Source organism: Streptomyces sp. NBC_00557 (assembly GCF_036345995.1).
Taxonomy (GTDB): Bacteria; Actinomycetota; Actinomycetes; order Streptomycetales; family Streptomycetaceae; genus Streptomyces.
The window spans coordinates 1,653,693-1,675,472 of the sequence record NZ_CP107796.1; the positions used below are offsets into that span (position 1 = coordinate 1,653,693).

The 21,780-nt window shown below is 71.3% G+C and carries 23 protein-coding genes and 1 pseudogene; 12 read left to right on the top strand and 12 right to left on the bottom strand.

Going from position 1 to position 21,780, the window contains the following annotated elements; translation table 11 throughout:
• Positions 1-33: 33 nt before the first annotated feature.
• Positions 34-783 carry a hypothetical protein gene (locus tag OG956_RS06570; RefSeq protein WP_330336993.1) on the top strand — a complete coding sequence of 250 codons (750 nt, stop codon included), beginning with the start codon at positions 34-36 and terminating at the stop codon, positions 781-783.
• 110 nt (positions 784-893) lie between these two features.
• On the top strand, positions 894-2,459 hold the full coding sequence (locus OG956_RS06575) for an alpha/beta fold hydrolase (RefSeq protein ID WP_330336994.1): 1,566 nt from the start codon (positions 894-896) through the stop codon (positions 2,457-2,459).
• A gap of 197 nt (positions 2,460-2,656) precedes the next feature.
• Here OG956_RS06575 and OG956_RS06580 read toward each other — a convergent pair whose 3' ends face one another.
• From OG956_RS06580 to OG956_RS06600, 5 genes are all read right to left on the bottom strand, one after another.
• Positions 2,657-3,076, bottom strand: coding sequence for a DUF6278 family protein (locus OG956_RS06580; protein ID WP_330336995.1), 420 nt, complete (start codon positions 3,074-3,076; stop codon positions 2,657-2,659).
• Positions 3,077-3,091: 15 nt separating this feature from the next.
• Positions 3,092-3,871, bottom strand: coding sequence for an exodeoxyribonuclease III (locus tag OG956_RS06585; RefSeq protein WP_330336996.1), 780 nt, complete (start codon positions 3,869-3,871; stop codon positions 3,092-3,094).
• Positions 3,872-3,906: 35 nt separating this feature from the next.
• Entirely contained in the window at positions 3,907-4,542 is a 636-nt protein-coding gene (locus OG956_RS06590; protein ID WP_330336997.1) for an MBL fold metallo-hydrolase, read from the bottom strand.
• A 63-nt stretch (positions 4,543-4,605) separates the two neighbouring features.
• Complete coding sequence (gene pcaDC / locus OG956_RS06595; RefSeq protein ID WP_330336998.1) at positions 4,606-5,895, bottom strand: bifunctional 3-oxoadipate enol-lactonase/4-carboxymuconolactone decarboxylase PcaDC; 1,290 nt, start codon at positions 5,893-5,895, stop codon at positions 4,606-4,608.
• Positions 5,896-5,927: 32 nt separating this feature from the next.
• Positions 5,928-7,025 carry an IS110 family transposase gene (locus OG956_RS06600; RefSeq protein ID WP_330336999.1) on the bottom strand — a complete coding sequence of 366 codons (1,098 nt, stop codon included), beginning with the start codon at positions 7,023-7,025 and terminating at the stop codon, positions 5,928-5,930.
• Between the two features lie 508 nt (positions 7,026-7,533).
• On the opposite strand from OG956_RS06600, the pseudogene OG956_RS06605 reads away from it, so the two are divergent.
• Positions 7,534-7,659 (top strand): annotated as a pseudogene (locus OG956_RS06605) (DUF6233 domain-containing protein); the annotation flags it as partial.
• A 192-nt stretch (positions 7,660-7,851) separates the two neighbouring features.
• On the opposite strand, the gene OG956_RS06610 reads toward OG956_RS06605, so the two are convergent.
• A complete protein-coding gene (locus OG956_RS06610) occupies positions 7,852-9,057 on the bottom strand; it encodes a PP2C family protein-serine/threonine phosphatase (protein ID WP_330337000.1) in 1,206 nt (401 codons plus the stop codon).
• Between the two features lie 841 nt (positions 9,058-9,898).
• Here OG956_RS06610 and OG956_RS06615 point away from each other — a divergent pair.
• Positions 9,899-10,192, top strand: coding sequence for a hypothetical protein (locus tag OG956_RS06615; protein ID WP_330337001.1), 294 nt, complete (start codon positions 9,899-9,901; stop codon positions 10,190-10,192).
• 1,244 nt (positions 10,193-11,436) lie between these two features.
• Positions 11,437-11,784: an ANTAR domain-containing protein gene (locus tag OG956_RS06620; protein WP_330337002.1), complete on the top strand. Its 348-nt coding sequence runs from the start codon at positions 11,437-11,439 to the stop codon at positions 11,782-11,784.
• A 406-nt stretch (positions 11,785-12,190) separates the two neighbouring features.
• Here the strand turns inward: OG956_RS06620 and OG956_RS06625 are convergent, their stop codons facing one another.
• The 6 genes from OG956_RS06625 to OG956_RS06650 form a co-directional block, all read right to left on the bottom strand.
• A complete protein-coding gene (locus OG956_RS06625) occupies positions 12,191-12,538 on the bottom strand; it encodes a GAF domain-containing protein (RefSeq protein ID WP_330342761.1) in 348 nt (115 codons plus the stop codon).
• Between the two features lie 244 nt (positions 12,539-12,782).
• Positions 12,783-14,096 carry a PP2C family protein-serine/threonine phosphatase gene (locus OG956_RS06630; protein ID WP_330337003.1) on the bottom strand — a complete coding sequence of 438 codons (1,314 nt, stop codon included), beginning with the start codon at positions 14,094-14,096 and terminating at the stop codon, positions 12,783-12,785.
• A gap of 260 nt (positions 14,097-14,356) precedes the next feature.
• Complete coding sequence (locus OG956_RS06635) at positions 14,357-15,274, bottom strand: SDR family oxidoreductase (protein WP_330337004.1); 918 nt, start codon at positions 15,272-15,274, stop codon at positions 14,357-14,359.
• Between the two features lie 237 nt (positions 15,275-15,511).
• Positions 15,512-15,880: a hypothetical protein gene (locus tag OG956_RS06640; protein WP_330337005.1), complete on the bottom strand. Its 369-nt coding sequence runs from the start codon at positions 15,878-15,880 to the stop codon at positions 15,512-15,514.
• A complete protein-coding gene (locus OG956_RS06645) occupies positions 15,877-16,548 on the bottom strand; it encodes a hypothetical protein (protein WP_330337006.1) in 672 nt (223 codons plus the stop codon). Before OG956_RS06645 ends, OG956_RS06640 begins: the two co-directional genes overlap by 4 nt.
• A complete protein-coding gene (locus tag OG956_RS06650; RefSeq protein ID WP_330337007.1) occupies positions 16,539-17,114 on the bottom strand; it encodes an RNA polymerase sigma factor in 576 nt (191 codons plus the stop codon). The genes OG956_RS06645 and OG956_RS06650 overlap by 10 nt, the downstream gene beginning before the upstream one ends.
• A 153-nt stretch (positions 17,115-17,267) precedes the next feature.
• On the opposite strand from OG956_RS06650, the gene OG956_RS06655 reads away from it, so the two are divergent.
• The 7 genes from OG956_RS06655 (at position 17,268) to OG956_RS06685 (ending at position 21,620) form a co-directional block, all read left to right on the top strand.
• Complete coding sequence (locus tag OG956_RS06655; protein WP_055495862.1) at positions 17,268-17,759, top strand: Asp23/Gls24 family envelope stress response protein; 492 nt, start codon at positions 17,268-17,270, stop codon at positions 17,757-17,759.
• An 84-nt stretch (positions 17,760-17,843) separates the two neighbouring features.
• Positions 17,844-18,011, top strand: coding sequence for a hypothetical protein (locus OG956_RS06660; RefSeq protein WP_030645371.1), 168 nt, complete (start codon positions 17,844-17,846; stop codon positions 18,009-18,011).
• Complete coding sequence (locus OG956_RS06665) at positions 18,008-18,415, top strand: Asp23/Gls24 family envelope stress response protein (RefSeq protein WP_330337008.1); 408 nt, start codon at positions 18,008-18,010, stop codon at positions 18,413-18,415. The genes OG956_RS06660 and OG956_RS06665 overlap by 4 nt, the downstream gene beginning before the upstream one ends.
• A gap of 52 nt (positions 18,416-18,467) precedes the next feature.
• Positions 18,468-19,154, top strand: coding sequence for a DUF6286 domain-containing protein (locus OG956_RS06670; RefSeq protein WP_330337009.1), 687 nt, complete (start codon positions 18,468-18,470; stop codon positions 19,152-19,154).
• 27 nt (positions 19,155-19,181) lie between these two features.
• Entirely contained in the window at positions 19,182-19,787 is a 606-nt protein-coding gene (locus OG956_RS06675) for an alkaline shock response membrane anchor protein AmaP (protein ID WP_330337010.1), read from the top strand.
• Positions 19,788-19,872: 85 nt separating this feature from the next.
• Positions 19,873-20,028, top strand: coding sequence for a DUF6131 family protein (locus OG956_RS06680; protein ID WP_099054839.1), 156 nt, complete (start codon positions 19,873-19,875; stop codon positions 20,026-20,028).
• Positions 20,029-20,378: 350 nt separating this feature from the next.
• Positions 20,379-21,620: a PP2C family protein-serine/threonine phosphatase gene (locus tag OG956_RS06685; protein ID WP_330337011.1), complete on the top strand. Its 1,242-nt coding sequence runs from the start codon at positions 20,379-20,381 to the stop codon at positions 21,618-21,620.
• Positions 21,621-21,780 lie beyond the last annotated feature (160 nt).

Sequence of the window (21,780 nt, forward strand, 5' to 3'; positions counted from 1 at the left end):
ACGGTTCTCCCCGGCCCGCTACCATCCCCGGCCATGAACGACGACGTGCGCAACATCGTCCTCGGCCTGGTGGCCACGGGCATCTCCGCCTCGCTGGGCTGGCTGGCCCGTACGTATCTGTGGCGCCGCAAACTGCGCCGCAAGCAGGCGTTCTTCGGGCTGCCGGACCACTCGGAGTCGCTGCTCGTCGTCAACCGCGCGGCAGGCGGTCCGGAGCTGACGGTGATGCGCTCCGACATGTTCGCCCTGCTGGAACTCTCCGCCCTGATCAAGGACTGCCACGCGCGCGCCCAGCTCGTGGCGCACGACGCGACCCAGCAGGGATTCGGCGAACGGACGGAGTTCTGCGTCGGCGGCCCCTACTCGAACCACCGGATGGCGGCCCACCTCTCCTCGCTGCTGCCGGGAGTGTGGGTCAACACGGAGACCGAACCGGTGCAGGAGCGGGGCGCGTTCCGCATCGGCGGAGAGCACTACCGGATGGAGCGCGGCCGCAGCGAGTACGTCCTGCTCGCCCGGCTCTCCGCGGACGGGCACGGCGCCGGACGCCCGGTGTTCCTCTTCTGCGGCCAGCGGGCCGTCACCAACCAGGCCGCCGCCCGCTATCTCGCCCGCCACCACGAGAGGTTGCACCGCAAGTACGGCACCGGCACCTTCGTGCTGCTGCTGAAGGTGGTCAACTCCCAGGCGTACGGCCCGGACGTGGTCGAGCTGGTCGCGGACGTGACCCGGGCGGCGCGCACACCCCTGCCCGAGACGGCCGCCGCCGACACGGCCGCCTAGCGCGTTTCAACAACCTTTACCGGCACGTAACTTGCCGACGGGTTACTTACGGTAAGCGGTCAAGGTTACCGTCGGGTCACTTTGGACTGGAACAGTTGAAGGAGTGGCCCATGGGACACCGCCGCGCCTCCGTGCGCACCGCCGCCGTCACCGCCGTCTCGGCAACGCTGTTCGCCGCTGCCGCCGGCCTGGCCCCCGCCGCCCGGGCCGGCACGCCGAGCGTCCGGTTCGTCGACATCACCGGCGACGGCGGCACCGTGCTGAAGGCGAACGTCGTCACGCCCGCCGGCGCCGACGGCACCCGCAGCTACCCGCTCATCGTGCTGCCCACGAGCTGGTCCCTGCCGCAGGTGGAGTACCTCGCCCAGGCCCAGAAGCTCGCCGACGCCGGCTATGTGGTGCTCACCTACAACGTGCGCGGGTTCTGGCAGTCCGGTGGACAGATAGAAGTGGCCGGTCCGCCGGACGTGGCGGACGCCTCCAAGGTCATCGACTGGGCCCTCGCGAACACCCCGGCCGACCCGCGGCACGTCGGCATGGCGGGGGTGTCGTACGGCGCCGGGATCAGCCTGCTCGCCGCCGCGCACGACAAGCGCATCAAGGCGGTGGCGGCGCTCAGCGGCTGGGCGGACCTGATCGACTCGATCTACTCGGGCCGCACCCAGCATGTGGAGGCGGCGGCGCTGCTGGACGGCACGGCCACCCTCACCGGCCGGGAGAGCCCCGAAGTGCGGGACGTCTTCGACCACTTCTACGCCTCCGACCTGTCCCGGGAACAGGAGATGATCGCGTGGGGGAGGAAACGTTCCGTTGCGACCTACACGGACCAGCTGAACCAGAACGGCACGGCCCTGATGCTCGCCAACGCGTGGGGCGACACCGTCTTCCCGGTGAACCAGTACGCCGACTTCTACGAGAAGCTGAAGGTGCCCAAGCGCCTGGAACTGCGTCCCGGCGACCACGCGACCCCCGAACTGACCGGCCTCTTCGGGCTGCCCAACGACATCTGGACGGACACCGAGCGCTGGTTCGACCACTACCTCAAGGGCGCCGCGAACGGCATCGACCACGAGCAGCCCGTCCAGCTGGAGTCCCGCAGCACGGCGGGATACGAGGGTTACCCGGACTGGAAGTCGATCGCCGCGACCCGCCGGAAGCTCGCGCTCGCCGGCTCCACCACCCTCCACACCAACGTCGACTCCGGCGCCGACGGCGGCGTCGTCTTCCTCTCCAGCATCCTCGACCAGGTCGCCCACCTGCCGCCCATGGCGGCGATCCCGCTGCTGCCGCGCCGCTGGGCGGCCGTCTGGCAGTCGGAGCGGTACGGCAGCACCCAGAAGGTGCGCGGCACGGCCACCCTGCACACCACGCTGACCCCGACCGCGGAGAGCGGTACGTTCATCGCCTATCTGTACGACGTGGGGCCGCTCGGCCTCGGCAAGCTGGTCACGCAGGCGCCGTACACCTGGCACGGGCGGACACCCGGCGAGCCGTTCGGCGTGGACCTCGACCTGTTCTCCACGGCGTACGACGTGCCCGCCGGGCACCGTCTGGCGCTGGTGGTGGACACGGTCGACCCGCTCTACATCGAGCACAACCCGTCCGGCGCGCAGCTGACCTTCTCCTCGCCCCCGGACGACCCGTCGTACGTGTCCGTCCCGCTCGGCGAGCAGTGATCTCCGGCTGCCGCCGGACGAGCCTGGCCCGTGAACTGCCGCCCCCCGAGAGCAGCGTGCACGTCCCGGTGTGGCTCGGCGGGGTTCCCCCTTCACCACAGGGATGAACGGCACATCGTAGTCGAGGTACGGCGGGTTGGTCCCCGCCGTCCTCGTACGGCCGGAGAGTGAGGGGGCGTCAGCTCACGGGCGCGGCGTCAGTTCTCCGCGATCTCCGCGTACAACTGGGAGAGTTCGGGGACGCCGCTCTCGGCCCAGGCCTGCCCGGCGCCCACCACCTCCACCTCGCGTCCGGAGGCCAGCCGCACCACGGGCTCGCCCTCCGGGCGGAGCAGCCAGGCGGCGCCGGGCACGGTGCGCACCACGACGGTGCCCAGATACAGCCCCGCGTCATGACCCAGCCAGGGCAGGGTCTCGGCGTCGTCGCGCCAGCGCGGGACCAGCTGGTCCAGGGCCTCCAGGGAGCCCGGGGTGTCGTCGAGGCGGACGCCCGCCCGGGCCGCCTGGGAGCGGAGCAGTTCGCACTCGGACAGCAGGGCGGCGATCCCCTCGGGATCGGCAGGGGGCGCCGCCTCGCCGTGCTTCTTGTGCCAGTGGCCCAGGAACGGAAGGTTCATGGACCCAGCGTGGCATCAGACGTCGAGGTCGACCACCACCGGTGCGTGATCGGAGGCGCCCTTGCCCTTGCGCTCCTCGCGGTCGACGTAGGCGTCCTTGACGGCCTCGGCGAACGGCGCGTTGCCGTACACCAGGTCGATGCGCATGCCGCGGTTCTTGGGGAAGCAGAGCTGGCGGTAGTCCCAGTAGGTGAACGGGTGGTCGTACTTCAGCGGGCGCGGCACCACGTCGCTCAGGCCCGCCTCGCGCAGGGAGGCGAGGGCGGCGCGCTCGGCGGCGGTGACATGGGTGGAGCCCTCGAAGGCGGCCGGGTCGTAGACGTCGTCGTCGGTCGGCGCCACGTTGTAGTCGCCCATCACGGCGAACGGGCGGCTGCCCTGCGCGTCGCCGTACACCGCCGCCTTCAGGGCCTCGAACCACTGGAGCTTGTACGCGTAGTGCGGGTGGCCCACCTCGCGGCCGTTCGGCACGTACACCGACCAGACGCGGACCGGGCCGCAGGTCGCCGAGATGGCGCGCGGCTCGGTCACGCCGTCGAAGCCGGGGTCGCCGGGCAGGCCCCTGACGACGTCCTCGATGCCCACGCGGGAGAGCACCGCCACGCCGTTCCACCGGCCGGTGGCGTGGACCGCCGACTCGTAGCCCAGCTCGCGGAGCTGGTCGAACGGGAACTGCTCCTCGGCGACCTTGGCCTCCTGCAGGCACAGCACGTCGGTGCCGCTGCTCTCCAGCCAGGCCAGCAGCCTCGGAAGGCGGGCGGTGATCGAGTTCACGTTCCAAGTGGCGATGCGCATGCCTGACAACCTACCCGGCGCCACTGACAACGGGCTCAGACCTCCGCCGAGGCCCCGGGCGTCAGCCGCCGGTGGTCGGTGCCGCCCAGGGCGCCGATCTGTCGGTCGTAGATCGGGCGGGCCAGGTCGGTGAGCAGGGCGTCGTGGACGTCGTAGGCGCGCTGCGGCCTGACCTCGCGGACGTAGTCGATGACCTCGGAGATCTTGTTCCAGGGGGCCATCACCGGCAGCATCAGCGTCTGCACCGGATGGTTCGGGACGGTGAGGGCGTCGCCGGGGTGGAAGACCGTGCCGCCGTCGATGAGGTAGCCGACGTTGGTGATCCGCGGGATGTCGGGGTGGATCACCGCGTGCAGTTCGCCGTGGACCTGCACGTCGAACCCGGCCGCGGTGAAGGTGTCGCCGTGGCCGACGGTGTGCACCCGGCCCGGGAAGGCCGCCGTGATCCGCTCGGCGACGGACTTCAGCGTCCAGATCCGGGCCGCGGGGTTGTTCTCCATGGCGGCCCGGAGCCGGAACTCGTCGAAGTGGTCCGGGTGCTCGTGCGTGATCAGGATGGCGTCGGCGCCGAGCGCGGCGTCCTCCTCGCTGAACCCGCCGGGATCGATGACGAGGGTCTGTCCCTCCTTGTCGAGGCGGACACAGGCGTGCGACTTCTTCGTGAGCTTCATGTCTCCCCATCCTGCCCTGCGCGACGTGGCGGGGCTCACCCGGCGGGGCTCACGGGCCGGGGTTCACTCGGCGGGCGTGGTCTCCTCCCGGATGACCTGCCGGGCCACCCGGAAAGCACGGTTCGCGGCCGGCATCCCGCAGTACACGGCCGCCTGCAGGAGCACCTCCTTGATCTCGTCCGGGGTGAGCCCGTTGCGCAGGGCGGCCCGGGTGTGGACGGCCAGCTCCTCCAGGTGACCGCCCGCGACCAGTGCGGTCAGCGTGATGCAGCTGCGGGTACGGCGGTCCAGGCCCGGCCGGTCCCAGATCTCGCCCCAGGTGCAGCGGGTGAGGAACTCCTGGAAGTCCCGGGAGAAGTCGTCGGCCTCGGCCAGCGCCCGGTCCACGTGCGCGTCGCCGAGCACCTCCCGGCGGATCTTCAGCCCGGTCTCGTACCGGTCGGGCCGCGCGGCCGGCTGCTCCGGTACGGCGGCCGGGGCTATCTCCGCGACCGGCACGGGCTGCGGCGGCACGGCCGGCACCGGCACGACCGCTGCCGGCGGCAGGACCGTCTGCCCGGTGTCGTAGGGCTGCTGCCAGGCGGTGGAGAAGTGGTGCACCAGCAGGTCGGTGACGGCAGCCGGCTGCTCGACCGGGACCAGGTGGGAGGCGCCGGGGACCACGGCGAGCCGGGCGTCCGGGATGCCGGCGACCAGACCGCGGGCCTCGGCGGGCCCGGTGACCTGGTCGTCGGAGCCGACGAGCACGAGCGTCGGCACGCCGACCCGGCCCAGCTCGCCGCGGACGTCGAAGGAGGCGAGCGCCTCGCAGGCGGCGATGTAGCAGCCCGGGTCGGTGGTGCGGACCATCTGCACCGCCCACTCGGTGATCGCGGGCTGGGCGGCGGCGAAGGCGCCGGTGAACCAGCGGTCCGGCGAGGTCCGGGCGATCGGGTCGAGCCCGTTGGTGCGGACGATCACTCCGCGCTGGCGGAACTCGTCGGCGGTCCCGAACCGGGGCGAGGCCGCGACCAGCGCCAGGGAGGCGAGCCGTTCGGGGTGGCGCAGGGCGAGCTCGATGCCGACCGCGCCGCCCAGCGCGCAGCCCGCGTAGCCGAAGCGCTGCACGCCGAGCGCGTCCAGCGTGGCCAGCAGCCGGGCGGCCAGCTCGGCGACGGAACCGGCCGGGCGGGCCGGAGCGCCGCCGTGCCCCGGCAGGTCGAACCGCAGGACCCGCCACTGCTTGGTCAGCTCCGGCACCTGGCGGTCCCACATGTGCCATGTGGTACCCAGTGAGGGACCCAAGATCAGGACCGGAGCGTCTTCTGGCCCGTCAAAGCGGTATTGCAGGGTGTTCGGTGGTGTCTCACTCACGCCCCAGACCCTCTCACGTCTCACGGACGCCCCTATAACGCGGGGGCGCGGGAAACCGGTCTGACCAGGTTGAAGACCTCGCGGGCGACATACCGCTTGAGGCATCGGATGATCTCGCGCCGGGTCTTGCCTTCCTGGGTGCGGCGTTCGTAGTACGCCTGGGTTCGGGGGTCGTGGCGCAGGCGGGTGAACACGATGCGGTGCAGGGCGGCGTTGGCCTGCCGGTCGCCGCCGTGGTTGAGTCGGCGCGTGCTCCGACGGCCGGAGGAGTACTCGATGGGGCTGACTCCGCAAAGGGCAGCAAAGGACGCTTCGGTGTTCAGCCGCTCGGGGTTGTCTCCCATGGTGATCAGGAGAGTGACGGCGCTGTCCGGACCGATGCCCACCGGTACGAGCAGCTGTGGGGCGTGGTGTTCGACGAGCTGGGTCAGGCGTTGGTTCAGCTCATTGATCTGCCCGGTGAGCTGTTCGATGCGTTCGGAGAGCATGCGCAACGTCATGTGGGTGGCCTGGGTCACCGCGTCTTTGTCTCCCTCGCTGTCGGGTGGGCTGAGGCGTGCGCAGGTGCGGAACAGCTCGGCATTGCCCAAGCTCGACAACCGTTCCCGCAGGGCGGGGTCGGCGATCACTAGGACGGCCTTGAGCTGGTTGATCGCCTGTGTGCGGGCCTTGACCGCGGAGTCCTTGGCGAGTTTGTAGATCCGGGCGCCTTGCACGGGTCCGTCGCCGGACTTGGCCTGGGCCCGGGTGCGACCGCTGAGCACGGCTCGCGCGGCGGCTTGCGCGTCGAGCGGGTCTGACTTTCCCAGCAGCCGGCGGGCCGAGCGATCGGGCCGGTTCACCTCGTATACCTCGACCTGCTGCGCCAGCAGGTAGCGGGACAGGCCCGCGCCGAAGGTGCCGGTGCCCTCCACACCGGCCCGACGCACCGTCCCCCGCTTGCGGGCCCAGACGAGCAGCCGGCGGTAGCCGGCCGCCGTCGCCGGAAAGGACTCGGTACCCAGAACCTTCCCCAGCGAGGACACCACGGCGGCGACATGGACCTCGCCGTGCGTGTCCACGCCCAGGACGACCTCGCCCCGAACAGGAGGATCCGCGCTGGAGGAGGTGCTGTGCTGTCTGGTCGTCATGGTGTTTGGCCTCCCGCGTGGTGACCTGCTGGGCGGATGGCACCGGCCCGCTCGGGCGGTCTGAACCGTGATGGCGCCTGGAACTCGGCAAGGCCCCTATTGGGACACGCCCTGTGGCTCGGTGACAGCAGAAGCCAGCCCGCAACGACGGTCGACAAGCCTGTGACTGGACACTTCGGTCAAAGATCTCAAGAGTCAGACCCCCGTCCGGGACGGCATCGCGCAACCGTCCCATCGATCCCGGCGTATCGGCACCTACCGACCACAGCCGGATGGCTTCGCCCGAACCAATGCCCAACCTGGCCGGAGCAGGCTGAGAATGAGTTGACTCCCCGCCCACTCGCGACCGGCAATGACGGACAGCCTGTGACCCGCCTTACTGGTCGCCCTCCATCAGCCATCGCACGAACGGCTTCGAGCCCTCATTCTGGTGCACGGTTGTCCGCAAGTCATGGAGCGGGCTGCCAAAGAGACGGCCTAGCAACTCGGCAAGAGCACCGGCGAGTGCTGGGCGGCGGCCAAGAGCGGCCGGTGTCGGCCGGTCAGTCGGGAACAGGCGCTGGATGCCCTGCGGCAGAACGTGGCGCCGTGCATCCACTGCGGACCGGATACGGAACTCGGCCTACTCGAGTAACGGGGAACCAGCAGCACCGCACGAAGGGGCGCCCGCGTGGAAGGCATGGCGCATGTGGGCGCTGCCGGACCCGATGCTCGCGGCCCCCGTCTCCGACCCGGCGCCGCCCGATGGGTGGGCCGCCGAGGAGAAGTGGGACGGTTCTCCAGACACCTCGTGATGTCTCATTCGCGTTGGCACCGTTCACCTAGGTCACGACTGGTCCTTCGTGCGTGCGGCTGAGGCTTGCCGGGTGTCTGCGCCGGCGCTGACGTGCCGCTGGGTCTCCTGGGGGCCGTGCCAGTCCAGGCAGACGGCGGTGGCATCGTCTTCGAGCCGGCCGTCGGCGGCGTCCCGGACCGCGGACGTCAGCGCCAGCACGGTCTCCCTCGGGTGCAAATTCCGGGTGCGCGCCAGCAGGGCGGGCAGATCGACCTTCTCTCCGTGACGTTCGAGCATGCCGTCGGTGAACATGAGCAGACGGTCACCGGGCCGCAGGTCGAGGTCCTGCGCACGGTACGGGTGGGGAGTCAGCTCAGACAGCCCGAAGGGATGGTCCACCTCGCAGGTGATCGTCTCCACAGCCCCGTTGCGCATGCGCAGTGGCCAGGGATGACCGGCGTTGACGAGTTGGGCCCGCCCGGTATGGAGATTGATGCGCAGGAGCTGCCCGGTGGCATGACCGTGGCCGTGTTCGATCAGTGCCTGGTCTGCCCGGTGGGCCTGTTCGGCCAGGCCGGTGCCCGCCCGGCGGGCACCGCGCAGGGCGCCCACCAGGACCGTGGCGGCCAGGGCGGAATCCATGTCGTGGCCCATGGGATCGGTCACCGACACGTGCAAGGTGTCGCGGTCCACGGTGTAGTCGAAGGTGTCGCCGCTGAGGTCCTCGGAGGGCTCCAGGTTCCCGCACAGGGTGAACTGTGCGGCCTCGCACGACAGCGACAGGGGCAGCAGCTGGTACTGGATTTCAGCTGCCAGGGTGGGGGGCTTGGAGCGTTTGCCCCAGGTGTAGAGATCGGTGAAGTGGCCGTTGGCGATCACGATGTAGGCCAGGATGTGGGCGGCTTCCCCGACTGCGTCGAGCACGTCCTCGCCAGGGCCGGTCGGCAGGAGCAGTTCCAGCAGCCCGATCGCATCCCCGCGGTTGGTGACGGGCACGATCACCCGCTGTCCCTCGCCGGTCGCGTCCTGATACAGGCGCTGGGTACGGATCACCTCCTCGTAGACGCTGCCGAACAGGGGAATCCGCTCGGCCTGCCGCCCACCCTGAGTGGGAGCGGTGGACAGCCGAGCCACCGCCTTCCCCGTCAGGTCCACGATGAGGAAAGAGACCTTCGTGGCCTCGAAACGCCGCCGCAGGTCCTCCGCGATCACGTCGACGGCGTCCGCCGGCGCCGCTGTCTCCGCTGCCGTCAGCAATCGGGGGAGCCCACTCTGTCGACCACTCACGACCGCAGTCCCTTCCACAGCCCCCCACCAGCTTGGTAGTCGCCGCAGTGAGCGTCAATCCGTGAACAGTCACGCTCCGGCATTCGCCCGCGGACGCGGCCGCCACGGCTGCTCTGTACAAAAGCGGCTCGACGGGCCCATGTCTTAGGAGACACGCCAGAGTCTGGATAACGATGGCTGGAGAGCGCTGCTCTCTCTGGATGCCGGGCGTTTGGTGTTGCGCTCGCGCAGGGACAGGAACCTCGCACCCTCCTTCCCCGAGGTTCGTTCCGGGCACGGTCCAGCCGCCGACGCGACGGCCCTGGACGGCGAGCTGGTCGTACGGGAAATCCAGCAGGCTCGCCTTCGAGCGACTCCGGGGTCGCCTCCAGCGGCGCGGTGCCGGCGCTGCCCGGCTCGCCGAGCAGTGGCCCGCCCACTTCGTCGCCTTCGACTTGTTGCGCCTGGCGGGCACCGACACGACCAGATGGCCGTACGCGGGCACCGCAGGGCTGCTCTGGAACGCCTCTTTGCCGAACAGAACCTCACCGCGCCGTGGGCGCTGTGCCCGTCGTTCCCGCTGACCTGGGGATTCACGAAACTGCGGACAGAGCCCTGAAAACGGCCAGGGCTACTTGTCGCCCCACTTGGTCCGGCGTTCAACGGAGTGGGGAGTTTCAGCGAGCGTCGCGCCCGCTGCCGACCACGCGGCCGGTACGTTGGCGGCCACCGGTCCCGGCTGACGTGGACCCGCAACGCAGCCGGCCCGCAATCCCGCAGTTCAGGGGCGGCCACTCCGCCGACCTGACCGCCGAATACCGAGCCGGGTCCCATGGCCGGCCGCTTCACCGTGCCGTCGGGCCCGTTCCGCGGGGAATTCCTCGATACCGATGACCCGCAGCAGTTCCAGCCGCTCGCGAGCCTCGGCGACGCCGAGCGCGGCGCCGTGGTCGGCGAGCAGAAGACGGATGCCGCACCGGCCGCTCCCAGGAAGGCGCTGTGCACGGTGGCCAGCGGGGAGTCGGGCGGTGCGTCCAGGTCCACCCGCTTCTCAAGGACGGGAGCGCCTCCGTTCAGTACCTGGACCAGGGGCGAGTGGGTCGCCTCCCCGACCGGGGGCAGATGACCGCGCCAGTCCTCCTGCCGGGCTTCACGGCTCTCCGGGCCGGTCACGGCAACTCGGTGCACCTGACGGGATCCGACCCGCGGGTCCACCGCGGCCCAGTCGGCGAGGCGGGGAGCAAGGCTGCGGCTCAACCGGGCGAGGGCCTCGTCCACCTCCAGGGTCTGACCGAGCACCTCGGTGATCTCCGCGACGAGTGTCAACCGCTCGGCGAGACTCTCCAGAGCGCTCGCACGAGCGGCTCGTTCCGCCTGTTCCATCCGTTCTGACTGCCCCGCACGTTCCGCGCGTTCCCTACCGGCACGGCGGTCCGCCGCGGTCTCGACAATCAGCACGACCAGGCCACGCAGACGCCGGAGACGTCGTCCGCCAGGGGTGGCCGACGAGGAGATCGGGACCAGCCGTCCGTCACCACGCAGGCATCTGTCGTCGTCCCCGCGTGCCGAACGCCTCTCGGCCAGTGCCCACAGCAGCGGGCAGCGCTCCCGCGGGACGAGGGCACCTCCCGGGTCGCGATGGCACAGGGTCGTGCGTGGAACTCGCCGTCACCACCCGCCACACCAACGGCGGGGCCATGGGCGCCATCGTGGGGCGCCACCACTGCGGTCCCGTCAGCGGCTCCCCCGGCTCGTTGGCTGAACCGGAGGAGCCTGAGTCGAGCCAGCCCCATGGATACGCTGCTGAACGCGGCCCACCTCCGGGTCCCCCTCCCGAGTCCCCCACCCACACCCGAATGCCTGCCGCGATGTGCGACAGGCGCTCAATCGAAGCCGCGACCGGTCGTGCGCAGGGCCCCGGGAGGAGGGGATGCTCTGGGACGCCGCGATCAAGACGTCTTCTTCCGGCTGGGGTTGATGCACTCCGAACGCACGGCCGTCCGCGCCCCCACCGGAGACCCTCGAACCGACTCTGAAGACGGTCAGCCGAGCCAGGACGACACCCGGCCTCGTGATCCTGCCCCGGTATCTGATGGTCGAACAGTCCTCCGCCCGGATCAGGCGCGCCGGCAGCCACCCGCGACCATGGACGGCACATCCCGCGATCCGAGCGGTACTGATCGTCCGACGGGCAGGTCCCACCGTCATGGCCGAGTGGAACCCCGAGTGAGCTCCGCTCCACCGGCCGGTGCGCGCCGTGGAACGGGATGCACGAGAACGGCAACCTGGGGTAATAGTCGAACTGTCGTCCTCGCAATTCCGTACGGCACCGGCGGCCCGGACGGGAAACCCGAGGTCTGGGATGTGATCATGATGGAAGACTCTCTGAACGGCACCCCGATGCGGCTCGAGGGGGACTTGGTTCCGCCACGGACACCGCTCCTGAACAAGATCAGCGAGTTGCAGACGGAAATCAGTCAGCTGCAGGAGGCCGTCGTCTCCCACACCGTGGTGGACCAAGCGATCGGTGTGGTCATCGCCCTCGGTGGCCTGCGTCCCGTGCAGGGCTTCCAAGTGCTACGAGAGGTCTCACAGCACACCAATACGAAACTGCGGCAGGTCTGCGAACTGATCGTGGACTGGGTACACGGCGAACAGCTGCCCGACGAGATCCGCACCTCCCTGGACAAGGCACTGGCCACCGCACGGTCCATCTGAACGCAGCACAGCTCTGCCGCCCGCGTTCTGAGCCGGACGGCAGGGCGGGCGGACGAGTTGAATGCCAGCTCACTTTCGAACCCGCACGCGACGCGACCTCCGCTCAACGTGTCCCCGCACCCATCTGACCAAAACGTCGCACGCCAGACTTTCCGGCGGTCGCTGATCACGCACGCTACGAAGCGCCGGGGCCAAACCGGAACGCCGCTCGGGACAACGTCGTAGCCGGTCCGTTCTCGTCTGCGTCATGCGCTGAGCGAGACGCCGTATGTACGCGGCCGGTGCCCGCCGAGGCCGCGTACCGGCACCGGGCGGCAGGCCGGCGCGGGCCGAACAGCCGCTCAGTACGCCTGGGACCTGTGCGCTGGAGATCCTCCAGGGCGCCCGGGATGACGGTGCGTCGGTGTCATGCCAGCCAGCTGCCCACCACGTCGGCGGTTTCGCGCAGGGCCGCGAGCTGGCTGCGGGTGAATCCGGCGATGGGCCGGGCGTGATGCGTCGAGATCGCTCCCAGCAAGGCACCACGCTCGTCGAGCAGCGGGATGCTGTGACAAGCGCGGCTGCCGGCGTGCAGGATCACGTGCCGGGAACATCGGCGAGCCGCACATGGCCCATGGCGGTCTCGGTGATCTCCAGTACGCGGCGCAGCCCCGCGCCGAGGACCGCGCCCTGCGGAGCCGTCGGGCTTGTGCTGCCGGACAGGCGGAGCCCCGGAAGCCGGGGAGCGGCCGCCCGGGCGCGGTGGGGAAACCAGCCGCCGGTCCGCTCATCCGGCCCGGCGATGCGGTTGACCGCGTCCGCAAGACGCCTGGCCGGACGGACTCGGATGGCTGCTGACGTGAGTGTCGATCTCCTGGCCCACGGGTGGCCGCCTCGCCCTCCTCGCTGCTCGGCAGGCCCCCGTACATGATCCGGGCTCTTGCGGTGTCTCCTTGCCGGCGCGCGCACCTAGGTGTCACGGTCGCAGGATCATCGCGTACGGCCTGCACTGCCTGGCCTCAGGGTGAGACGCCGTCTCCCGGCCGTGGCAGTCGCAGGGCGAGCAGGGCGATGTCGTCGTGGGCCCCTGCCACGAGTCCGTTCATCAGCTCGTCGCTCAGCTCGTCGATGTCCTGGCCGACCAGGGCGGCAGCGCGCTGCCGGAGCCGGGTCATGCCGTGATCCATGGATTCGCCGCGCCGTTCGATCAAGCCGTCCGTGTACAACAGCAGGGTGCTGCCCTCGGGCAGGGGCAGGCAGGCACTGGGCCGTTCGGCGTGCGGGTCGACGCCCAGCAGGAGGCCGTGCGCTTTCCAGAGGTAGGTGGTGTCGCCGTCCGCGGTGACCAGCAGGGGTGGTGGATGTCCGGCACTCGCCCATTCCAGCTGGTACGGCCCTCCTTCCTGGCCCTTGAGCAGTGCGTACACACAGGTGGCGGTGCGGTGGCCGTAGAGGGCGTCGACTGCGACGTCCAGGCGGCGCAGGATCATGCCGGGCGGCTCCCGACGGTCGCAGGCGATGCCACGCAGCATGTTCCGGATCTGGCTCATGGTCACGGCGGCATGCAGATCGTGGCCGGTGACGTCGCCGATGATCAAAGTGGTGTCACCGCTTTCCGGCAGGACGAAGCTGTCGTACCAGTCACCGCCGATCTGCGCGGTGGCGAGCGCCGGGGAGTAGCGGGCGGTGATGCGCAGACCCGGTACGACGGGCAGGTCCGGCAGCAGGGAGCGCTGGAGGCGCTCGGCGACGGCCTGGGTCTCGGCGTAGAGCCTGGCGTTGTCGAGGGCCAGCGCGATGCGGTGAGTCAGGTCCTCGACCAGTTCCAGGTCAGCCTCGGCCCACGGCGGGTGTCCCTCACCCCTGACCAGGGTCAGCGCACCGAGCACTCTCCCGCGTGCCCGCAAGGGTGCCACGATCACGGAGTCTCCCCCGAGTCGCGCGAACGGTTGCATGGTTGCCGTGTGCAGCGGATCGGACGCCTCCTGCGCGGTCGGCAGCCGCCCGGCCGACAACAGCAGCGGGCCGGCGCCGCGAAGCACCCGGGACAGCGGGCCTGTCGCCGTCTCCGGCACCGGCGGCAACGGTCCCGTCAGGCCGGTCAGGGCGGTGTTGGGGTCACGGTGTGAGAAACAGACCCGCTCGACGGCGCCGTCCTCGTCCATCAGATCGGCCGCGGCCCAGTCGGCCAGCCCCGGCACCAGCACGCGGCACACCCGCCTGAGCCCCTCGACCGCGTCCAGCGTGCTCGACAGCGCCGCCGCGCTCCGGGTGGCGAACGCCAGCTGGTCGAGCGCCGCTCGCAGCGCCGCGTCCGCGTCATCCTCGTCCATGGCGACCACCTACCCGCCTGGGGGCTCTACGGCCGCTTCCGCCCTGGGAAACCACTCCCCGGGCAGTGCACCGCGTCCGTATACGGCAGGGGCCCGGGCATGTCCTTACGGTCTCCCCGGGGCCGAGTCTCCTGCTTCCGGCGTGTTACCGAGCGTTCTGATCGGCCGGTCCGGCCGGCTCTCGCTCTACGATCGCAGCATGCGCGGACGTCGCACGGCCTGTCGGACACCCTCTGGACGCCTCCGGCCCCCGTCGTGGGTCAGGTCTCGGGCCTGACCGACATCCAGTCGGCACGGCCGCCCGCCCCGAGCACGTCGGCCTCGGCCCCGAGGTCGTCGGTCGATCCCTCCCGCAGTTCGCGTCGGGCGATGCGGCCGACCACGAACGGGAAGAGCGGCCGCAAGGGCTGGCACCAGCGCAGCCACGGGGGCGCGTAGATGCTCCGGGCACGGTGTGTGATGCCGGTGGCGAGCCAGTCGGCCACCTGTGCGGGACTGTGGACCCGCCGAGCGAAGGGCGGCTGGTGTCGGCGGAGGACTCTCAGCACCGGGTGCTCGTCCATTCCGGCGATCATGTCGGTGCCGGTCCAGTGCAGGTAGGCGATGCCGACGGCGACCCCCTCGGGGGCGACCTCACCGCGCAGCGCCAGGGCGAAGGACTCCGCGCCTGCCTTGGACGCGCAGTACGCGCTCATCATCGGAGCGGAGCCGAACGCGGCGGTCGAGGCGATCTGGAGGAAGTAACCTCCGGTCCGCGTGAGTTGGGGAAGGAAGGCCCTGGCGGTGTTCGCCGCCCCGACCAGGTTGACGCCGACGACGCGTCGCCACAGCTCGGCCTCGGTGCGGGTGAAGGGGCCGCCGACGGCGATGCCGGCGTTGGCCACGACGACGCCGGCCGGTCCGAGCCGCTCCTCGACCTGCCGCGCAGCCCTGTCGAGGGCGGCCTGATCGGTCACGTCCGCCTCGATGCAGACGGTCATGACGGCCAGTGACGCCGCCACCTGGGACAGCGTCTCCTCCTCACGACCGAGCAGAGCGATCCGCATGCCCTCCGCGGACAGGCGCCGCACCAGTGCCTCGCCGACGCCGCGCGCCGCCCCCGTGACCACAGCGACCCGGCCCCGCAGTGGGCCGTCGCGCATGGCGGGAGGCGGGCGGCTGCCGAGGACAGTACGCATGCGACCCTCATCTCTCCCGCTGCCGTGGTCGGCTGCCTCCCCGCGTGGTCGGCCGCCTCCCCGCGTACCCGTAACTCACAGCCGGTCACCGCGCACGAAGGCTGGATCGTCGGCGGCATCGAGGCTTGAGCCGCGACCGCCCATGTAGGACTTCCGGACGGGAGCAGCGTGCTCCCACGGTCGGCGACCTGCTGCTTGCCGAACGACGGTTCGCGGGGCCCGTGCCCGCGCCGCCGCTCATGCCGCGTCGCGCCAGGCGGCGATACGGGTCACCGTGACCGCGACGGTGACCGGCTCCGCGGCACCGTGGGTGGCGAGGTGGGTGACGAGGGCGGCTGTCACCCGGTCGTGGACGTTTCGGGCGATGTCCAGCGCCCGCCGACCCTCCGTCAGGACGCAGCGCACCTCGATGTGCCATCCGGAACCGTCCGGCGCCCGGTCGGCGCGTATGCCGGCCTCGGGCGGCGTGGTGTCCGCCCGGGTGGGCGCGGCGGCTGCCGCGAGGCGCCGGGCGAGGCGGGGTTGCAGGGCGGCCACGCCAGGAACCGCGAGGGCTGCCTCGGCCGCGACGCCGAGGAGCGCGGTGGTGCCGGTGGCGGTCATCATGCGCCACCGCCCGTCGGGAGGCGGGGACCAAAGGTCGGTCCCGGTTCCAGTACGTCGGCCACGGTGATGTCGACGGCTGTCACCGTGAGCCCCAGGTCCTGTCCGGCCGAGTGGAGGACCGATCGGCGTACCTGGTGGACCCGGTCGGGCAGCGGGCGGTCGAGGGCGGCGGCCAGGGTCATGGTCACCCGCACGTCGGTGCCGTTGCCCTCGGGTACGAGCCGGCAGGTCGCGGCCCTGGCACCGGGGACCGTGTCCGCGGCCCGCCTCAGCACCTTCGCCGCGGCGCTCTCGGCGATCCGCAGGTCCCGGTCGGGGTCGGCCAGGGGCAGCAGCCGCCCGAACCGGACCTCTGCCCTGACGACGTCCATGACCCGGTCGGCGAGTGCGTGCAGGCCCGGAGGGTCCTCGTCGCGCAGCGCCCGGGCGGCCGCGTTCACCGTGGCCAGTCCCTCAACCGCCTCTCGGCAGTATGGACAGGACACCGGGTGCGGGTCCGCGGCCGGTGGTGCGTCCCGCGCCTGTTCCCAGACCCGGCTGAGCAGGCGGCCGCAGGGCAGTACCTCATCGCCTGCGATCGGGGGCATGTCGGCGGCGGCCCAGCCGTTGCGGGGCCCGTCGGCTCCGGGCGGTTCGGGAGGCCGCGTGTGCGGGTCGTCTAGCGCCATGGGCCCATCGCCTCCTGCAGGGATCGGCGTGCCCTGAACAGTCTGCCGCGTACCGTCTGCTCGTCGGTACGCGTCACGTGCGCTATCTCCTTGTAGGGCAGGCCCTGCACCTCCCTCAGGATCCAGCAGACCCGCTGTCCGGCGTCCAGCTCGGCGAGCGCGCGGAACAGGGCGGCCATGGCCGCGTCCTCCTCGGCGGTCCGGGCGGGCTGGCTCCACGCGTCGCCCGCCGCGGGTTCGGCGACGGTGTCCAGGGGAACGGGCGGCGGCCGGCGGTGGCACATGGTCTGACAGCGGTTGACGGTGATCCGGTACATCCAGGTGCGGAACTCCGCCCTGTGACGGTATTCCGGCAGGTGGCGCCAGGCACTGACGAAGGCGTCCTGAACGGCCTCTTCGGCGTCCTGGGGGTTGCCCAGAATGCAACGGGCCAGGGTCAGCAGGGACCGGCTGTGCCGCTGGACGAGGACGGCGAAGGAGTCCTCGTCTCCCTCGGCCGCCCGTACCGCCAGCAGACGGTCGGGCAGGTCGCACCCCAGTCGTGGGCAAGCAGTGCGTTCGATCATGACGCTCCCACGCAGGCTCGGAACGATCGTGTACCCCCGATACGAGTTGTGACGCACATCACATGCCAGACGTGTGAGGATTGTGCCGCCCGGTATGTCCAACGTTCGACGGGCACCATTCCGGTGTCCGGCCGACCGATCGAGGCGACCGCCATGACGGACAACATCACCAGCGTCGGCGGGGGCAGTCGGCCCGAAGCCGGCGTGAGCGCGCTCAAGGGCCGCACCGGGGCCGGGGCTCCGGCCGAGACACGGGGCAGGACCACCATCGCGGACGGTGTGGTGGCCAAGATCGCGGGCATGGCCGCCCGCGAGGTACCGGGCATCCACAGCCTGGGCGCCGGCATGGCCCGCGCCTTCGGAGCCATGCGGGAACGCGTCCCCGGCGCAGGCGGAGGCGGAGCGGTCACCCGCGGCGTCAAGGTCGAGGTCGGGGAACGGCAGGCCGCGGTGGACCTGGACGTCGTCGTCGAGTACGGCGTCTCCATCGTCGACGTCGCGGGCGGCGTACGCGTCAATGTCATCAGCGCCGTGGAGCGGATGACGGGCCTGGAGGTCGTGGAGGTGAACATCGCCGTCGACGACGTCCACCTGCCCGACGACGAGGAGCAGCAGACCGAACCGGACGAGGGCCGCGTGAGATGACCGCTGCCGGGACCACCGCCGTGTTCTCGGGCCCGAGCGGATGATCACGGCGAGAGGGACGCTCGCGAGACGGGTGAGTGCGAGATGAACACAGCAACGACGGGACTCGCGGCCGGCATGGCCCTCGGCTTCGCCGGCTACTTCGGCGGCTTCTGGGCGTTTTTGCTGGTCCTGGTCCTGGGCGCGGCGGGGCTGATCGTCGGCCTCGTCGTACAGGGCGACCTGGACCTCCGGACACGGAGGCAGCGGTGAAGACCCGGCCCGGTTCCCCCGGCGAGGGGTCGGGCCCGCCGGCGCCGGCCGCCGGGCTGCCGCCCCCGGCCGAGCGGGGCGCCACCGTCATCCCGGACAGGGTGGTCGCCCGTATCGCCGCGCAGGCCGCGCGCGCGGCGCAGTCGCGGCGCGCCGCCGTACCGCCCGATCGGGGCGGACCTGCGGCACCCCGCGCCTCCGCCGCCGTCCGTACCGGATCGGTGCGCCTGCATCTGACCATGGACCTGCCCTACCCCACCGACATCCCCCGTGTCTGCGAGCGGATCCAGCGGGACGTCGCCGAACGGGTCGCCCAGTTGACCGGGCTGCGGGTGGGAGAGGTCCTCCTCACCGTCCGGCGGCTGGTGACCGCCGCCGACCCGAGCCGGGGGCGGGTCCGGTGAGCGGCCGGGCGGCCCGGGTCACCGGGCACGCCGTGCAGGAAGGGCGATCGCGATGACATCCGGTCCACGTCCCCCGGGCCGCGGCCCCGCGTCGTCCACGCACCGTGCCGCAGTACCGCTGGCGAAGGAGCCCGATCCTCCCGAACGCGACGAGTCCACCTCGGACCTCACAGCTGGTGAGCGCGAAGGAGGGCACCGAACCCGTCGCAAGTGGTCCGCGCGCCGCATCACGGCGGCGCTGGTCGCCGCGGTGATCCTCGTGGCCGCGGTCGCGACGCTCGTCGACGTTATCGCCGTACGGGCGGGACGTCCGGCCGCGGCCTGGCGACGGCACCTGGCCGACGAACTGGCGACCCGCCCGGTGGACGACGTGTGGATGCTGACGGGGGCCGCCGTGGCCGCCGCCGTCGGCGTCTGGCTGATCGTCCTGGCCCTCACCCCCGGTCAACGCCGTTGGCTGCCCCTGCGCTCACCCGCCGGCTGCCCGCGCTTGCGGGCCTTCGTGGACCGCGACGGAGCCGCCGTCCTGCTGCGCGACGCCGCCATGCGGGTCCCCGGAGTCGGCGCGGCACACGTCCTGGTGGGCCGCCACCGCATCAAAGCCCGCGCGGACGTCCGCTTCCGAGACCCCCGACAAGTGAAGGACGACCTCACCGCCGTCCTCGACGAGGAGCGCGACCGGCTCGCCCTCGCCCGTCCTCCCCGCATCGCCGTACGGACGCGGCGACGCACCCGCTGACACAAACCCGCAGCACCGGAGCCCGCCATGACGCCGAGATCCGCTCTCAACCGCACCCTGCTGGCCCTCGCCGGGCTGGTCCTCCTCGGCGGCGGACTGCTCATCCTCTTCGCCGGGCTTGACCTCTACCGGCGGCACGATCTGGCCCCACCCGCCGGCTGGCCCCTGACCACCCCGGCCGACGTCCTGCTCGGCTCCGCCGACCGGGCACGCTGGAGCAGCCAGGGCTGGTGGTGGCCCGCGGTCATCGCCGCCCTCGCACTCGTCGCCCTGCTCGCCCTGTGGTGGCTGCTCGCCCAGCTGAGCCGACGCCGCCCCGGCTCCCTGCCCGTCGGCGGCACACCCCCGCAGGAAGGCGTCGAACTGCGCGACCACGCACTCAGCGAAGCGATCGCGAACGAAGCCGGTGCCCTGCCAGGGGTAGGCCATGCGGCCGTACACATCACCGGCCGACCGGCCCGCCACCGCACCCGCATCGACCTCACCCTCACCCCCGAGGGCACGCCCGGCGCCACTCTCGGCGCCCTCTGCGAAGGCCCGCTCAGCACGGCTCGCCGGTCCACCGGCCTCCCTGACCCGCCTACCGAGGTCCGGCTACAGGTCAGCCGCCACGGACCACACCGCGTGGAGTAAGGAGGAGATCAGCCGTTCCCGCCGACGCCCTTGCGGCCCACCGCGGTTCGCGGGCGTGCCGGCACCACTCCCCGAAGGAGACATCATGATCATCCTGGGCGTCATACTGCTCGTCGTCGGCTTCCTCACCGGCCTGTCCATCCTGTGGACCATCGGGATCATCCTGCTGGTCGTCGGAGCCATCCTGTGGATCCTCGGCGCGATGGGACACGCCGTCGCCGGTCGACGCCACTACTGGTAGGCGGAATCGTCGCCCTGCAGGGCAGTGATCCAGGCTGCGGGCAGGCCGGCAGACGTCGCGGACCCCACCCGGACGGCCACAGCGGCGGACGACGACGGCGAAGAGGTCGATCCGCCTGAGGCCGCCGCCGGTGCCGGCCAGCCGCCTCGGCTCGGACGCGGGGCGCCCGGTGGCCGTTGTGCCGGTCCTCGCCGCACGAGCACACGGCTGACTCGTTGGGGAGTCGGTGGATCGGCCCCCACGGTCCGGGCGGGAGTTCCCACCGCGTCGACCGGTGAGTCTCCGTCGGGAGTTCGTATGCACAGCACCTTCGTGAAGATCCGCCAGAACGCTCCCCCCGGGCCACGGCGATGACGGGTGGTGAGCGGCAAGGACCCGGGGAAGGCTCCGCCCGGTCGGAGCGCTTCGGGGAGGAGTTCCTGGGAGTCCTGCTGGACCAGGGGCACGAGTTGCCGCCGCACGAGCTCGGTCCGCTCGTCGCACGGCAGACCGGCATGCTCGACGGCCGCGAGACCTCGCTCTTCCTGCAGGACTACGGCCAGGTGTGGCTCGTCCCCCTGCCGGGTGACGGGCTGGTGGCCGGGGAACCGCAGCCGATCGACGGCTCCGATGCCGGCCGTGCCTTCCAGGAGGCGCGTCCCGTCGAGGTGCCGCAGGCCGGCGGTGTGCGGGTCTATCTGCCCCTGCTGGACGGTGGCGACCAGGTGGGCGTCCTGGCCGTCACCCTGGACCGCCTCCAGGACGACGACCGACGGCTGCTGCGCAGGCTCGCCTCGCTCGTGGCCGACATGCTGGTGACCAAGCACGGTTACACCGATCTGTTCTTCCGGCTGCGCCGCAGGGAGCCGATGAGTGTGGCGGCGGAGATCCAGTGGTCGCTGCTGCCACCGCTGGCGATGTCCACGCCCCGGGTCGAGCTGGCCGGGATGCTGGAACCCGCCTACGACGTGGCCGGCGACAGCTTCGACTACGCCCTCAACGGCGATGTCCTGCATGTGGCCATGGTCGACGCGATGGGCCACGGACTGGATGCCGCCACGATGGCCACGGTGGTCATCGGAGCCTACCGGCATGCCCGGCGCATCAGCGTCGGCCTGTCGGAGATCTATACGTTCATGGACCGGGCCGTCGCCGAGCAGTTCGGCCCCGACCACTTCGTGACCGCTCAGATGATGCGGCTCAACACGGCAACGGGCAGGCTTCAGTGGGTCAACGCCGGACATCCCGCTCCTCTGTTGATCCGTGGACACCGTGTCGTACGACGGCTGCAGGGCCCGACGACGCTGCCCGTCGGCTTCGGCGGTCACGAGCCCCGGATCAGTGAAGTGGCTCTCATCCCCGGCGACCGGATCCTGTGCTTCACCGACGGACTGATAGAGGAGCGCGATGTCGGCGGTGAGGAATTCAGTGAGGAGCAGCTCATCGGGTGGGTGAACCGCCTTGAGCCCACGGCCCAGCAGATCCGGACGGTGGCGCGCTCCCTCTCCCACACGCTGCAACGGGCGCGGGGCGGGATCACGACGGACGATGCGACGCTCCTGCTGATCGAATGGCGCGGGAGCGCCACCGACGACCTCGCCTTCCTGGAGTGAGCCGGCAGCGCACCACCATGGACATGGCCGACGGCACACTACGTTCCTCTCCCGCCGCTGTTTGCGAAAGTCCTACCGGCGGGGGCGGCTCCGCGATCCCCCCTTGGAGCGGGTTGACTTCCCCGTGCGTGGCGAGAACCGCCACCGCCGGGTACGGCCG

Coding starts and splice junctions, on each gene's coding strand:
- OG956_RS06570 (WP_330336993.1), top strand. CDS start 34: ATGAACGACGACGTGCGCAACATCGTCCTCGGCCTGGTGGCCACGGGC.
- OG956_RS06575 (WP_330336994.1), top strand. CDS start 894: ATGGGACACCGCCGCGCCTCCGTGCGCACCGCCGCCGTCACCGCCGTC.
- OG956_RS06580 (WP_330336995.1), bottom strand. CDS start 3,076: ATGAACCTTCCGTTCCTGGGCCACTGGCACAAGAAGCACGGCGAGGCG.
- OG956_RS06585 (WP_330336996.1), bottom strand. CDS start 3,871: ATGCGCATCGCCACTTGGAACGTGAACTCGATCACCGCCCGCCTTCCG.
- OG956_RS06590 (WP_330336997.1), bottom strand. CDS start 4,542: ATGAAGCTCACGAAGAAGTCGCACGCCTGTGTCCGCCTCGACAAGGAG.
- OG956_RS06600 (WP_330336999.1), bottom strand. CDS start 7,025: ATGACGACCAGACAGCACAGCACCTCCTCCAGCGCGGATCCTCCTGTT.
- OG956_RS06615 (WP_330337001.1), top strand. CDS start 9,899: ATGGCCGGCCGCTTCACCGTGCCGTCGGGCCCGTTCCGCGGGGAATTC.
- OG956_RS06620 (WP_330337002.1), top strand. CDS start 11,437: ATGATGGAAGACTCTCTGAACGGCACCCCGATGCGGCTCGAGGGGGAC.
- OG956_RS06630 (WP_330337003.1), bottom strand. CDS start 14,096: ATGGACGAGGATGACGCGGACGCGGCGCTGCGAGCGGCGCTCGACCAG.
- OG956_RS06635 (WP_330337004.1), bottom strand. CDS start 15,274: ATGCGTACTGTCCTCGGCAGCCGCCCGCCTCCCGCCATGCGCGACGGC.
- OG956_RS06640 (WP_330337005.1), bottom strand. CDS start 15,880: ATGATGACCGCCACCGGCACCACCGCGCTCCTCGGCGTCGCGGCCGAG.
- OG956_RS06645 (WP_330337006.1), bottom strand. CDS start 16,548: ATGGCGCTAGACGACCCGCACACGCGGCCTCCCGAACCGCCCGGAGCC.
- OG956_RS06650 (WP_330337007.1), bottom strand. CDS start 17,114: ATGATCGAACGCACTGCTTGCCCACGACTGGGGTGCGACCTGCCCGAC.
- OG956_RS06655 (WP_055495862.1), top strand. CDS start 17,268: ATGACGGACAACATCACCAGCGTCGGCGGGGGCAGTCGGCCCGAAGCC.
- OG956_RS06660 (WP_030645371.1), top strand. CDS start 17,844: ATGAACACAGCAACGACGGGACTCGCGGCCGGCATGGCCCTCGGCTTC.
- OG956_RS06670 (WP_330337009.1), top strand. CDS start 18,468: ATGACATCCGGTCCACGTCCCCCGGGCCGCGGCCCCGCGTCGTCCACG.
- OG956_RS06675 (WP_330337010.1), top strand. CDS start 19,182: ATGACGCCGAGATCCGCTCTCAACCGCACCCTGCTGGCCCTCGCCGGG.
- OG956_RS06680 (WP_099054839.1), top strand. CDS start 19,873: ATGATCATCCTGGGCGTCATACTGCTCGTCGTCGGCTTCCTCACCGGC.
- OG956_RS06685 (WP_330337011.1), top strand. CDS start 20,379: ATGACGGGTGGTGAGCGGCAAGGACCCGGGGAAGGCTCCGCCCGGTCG.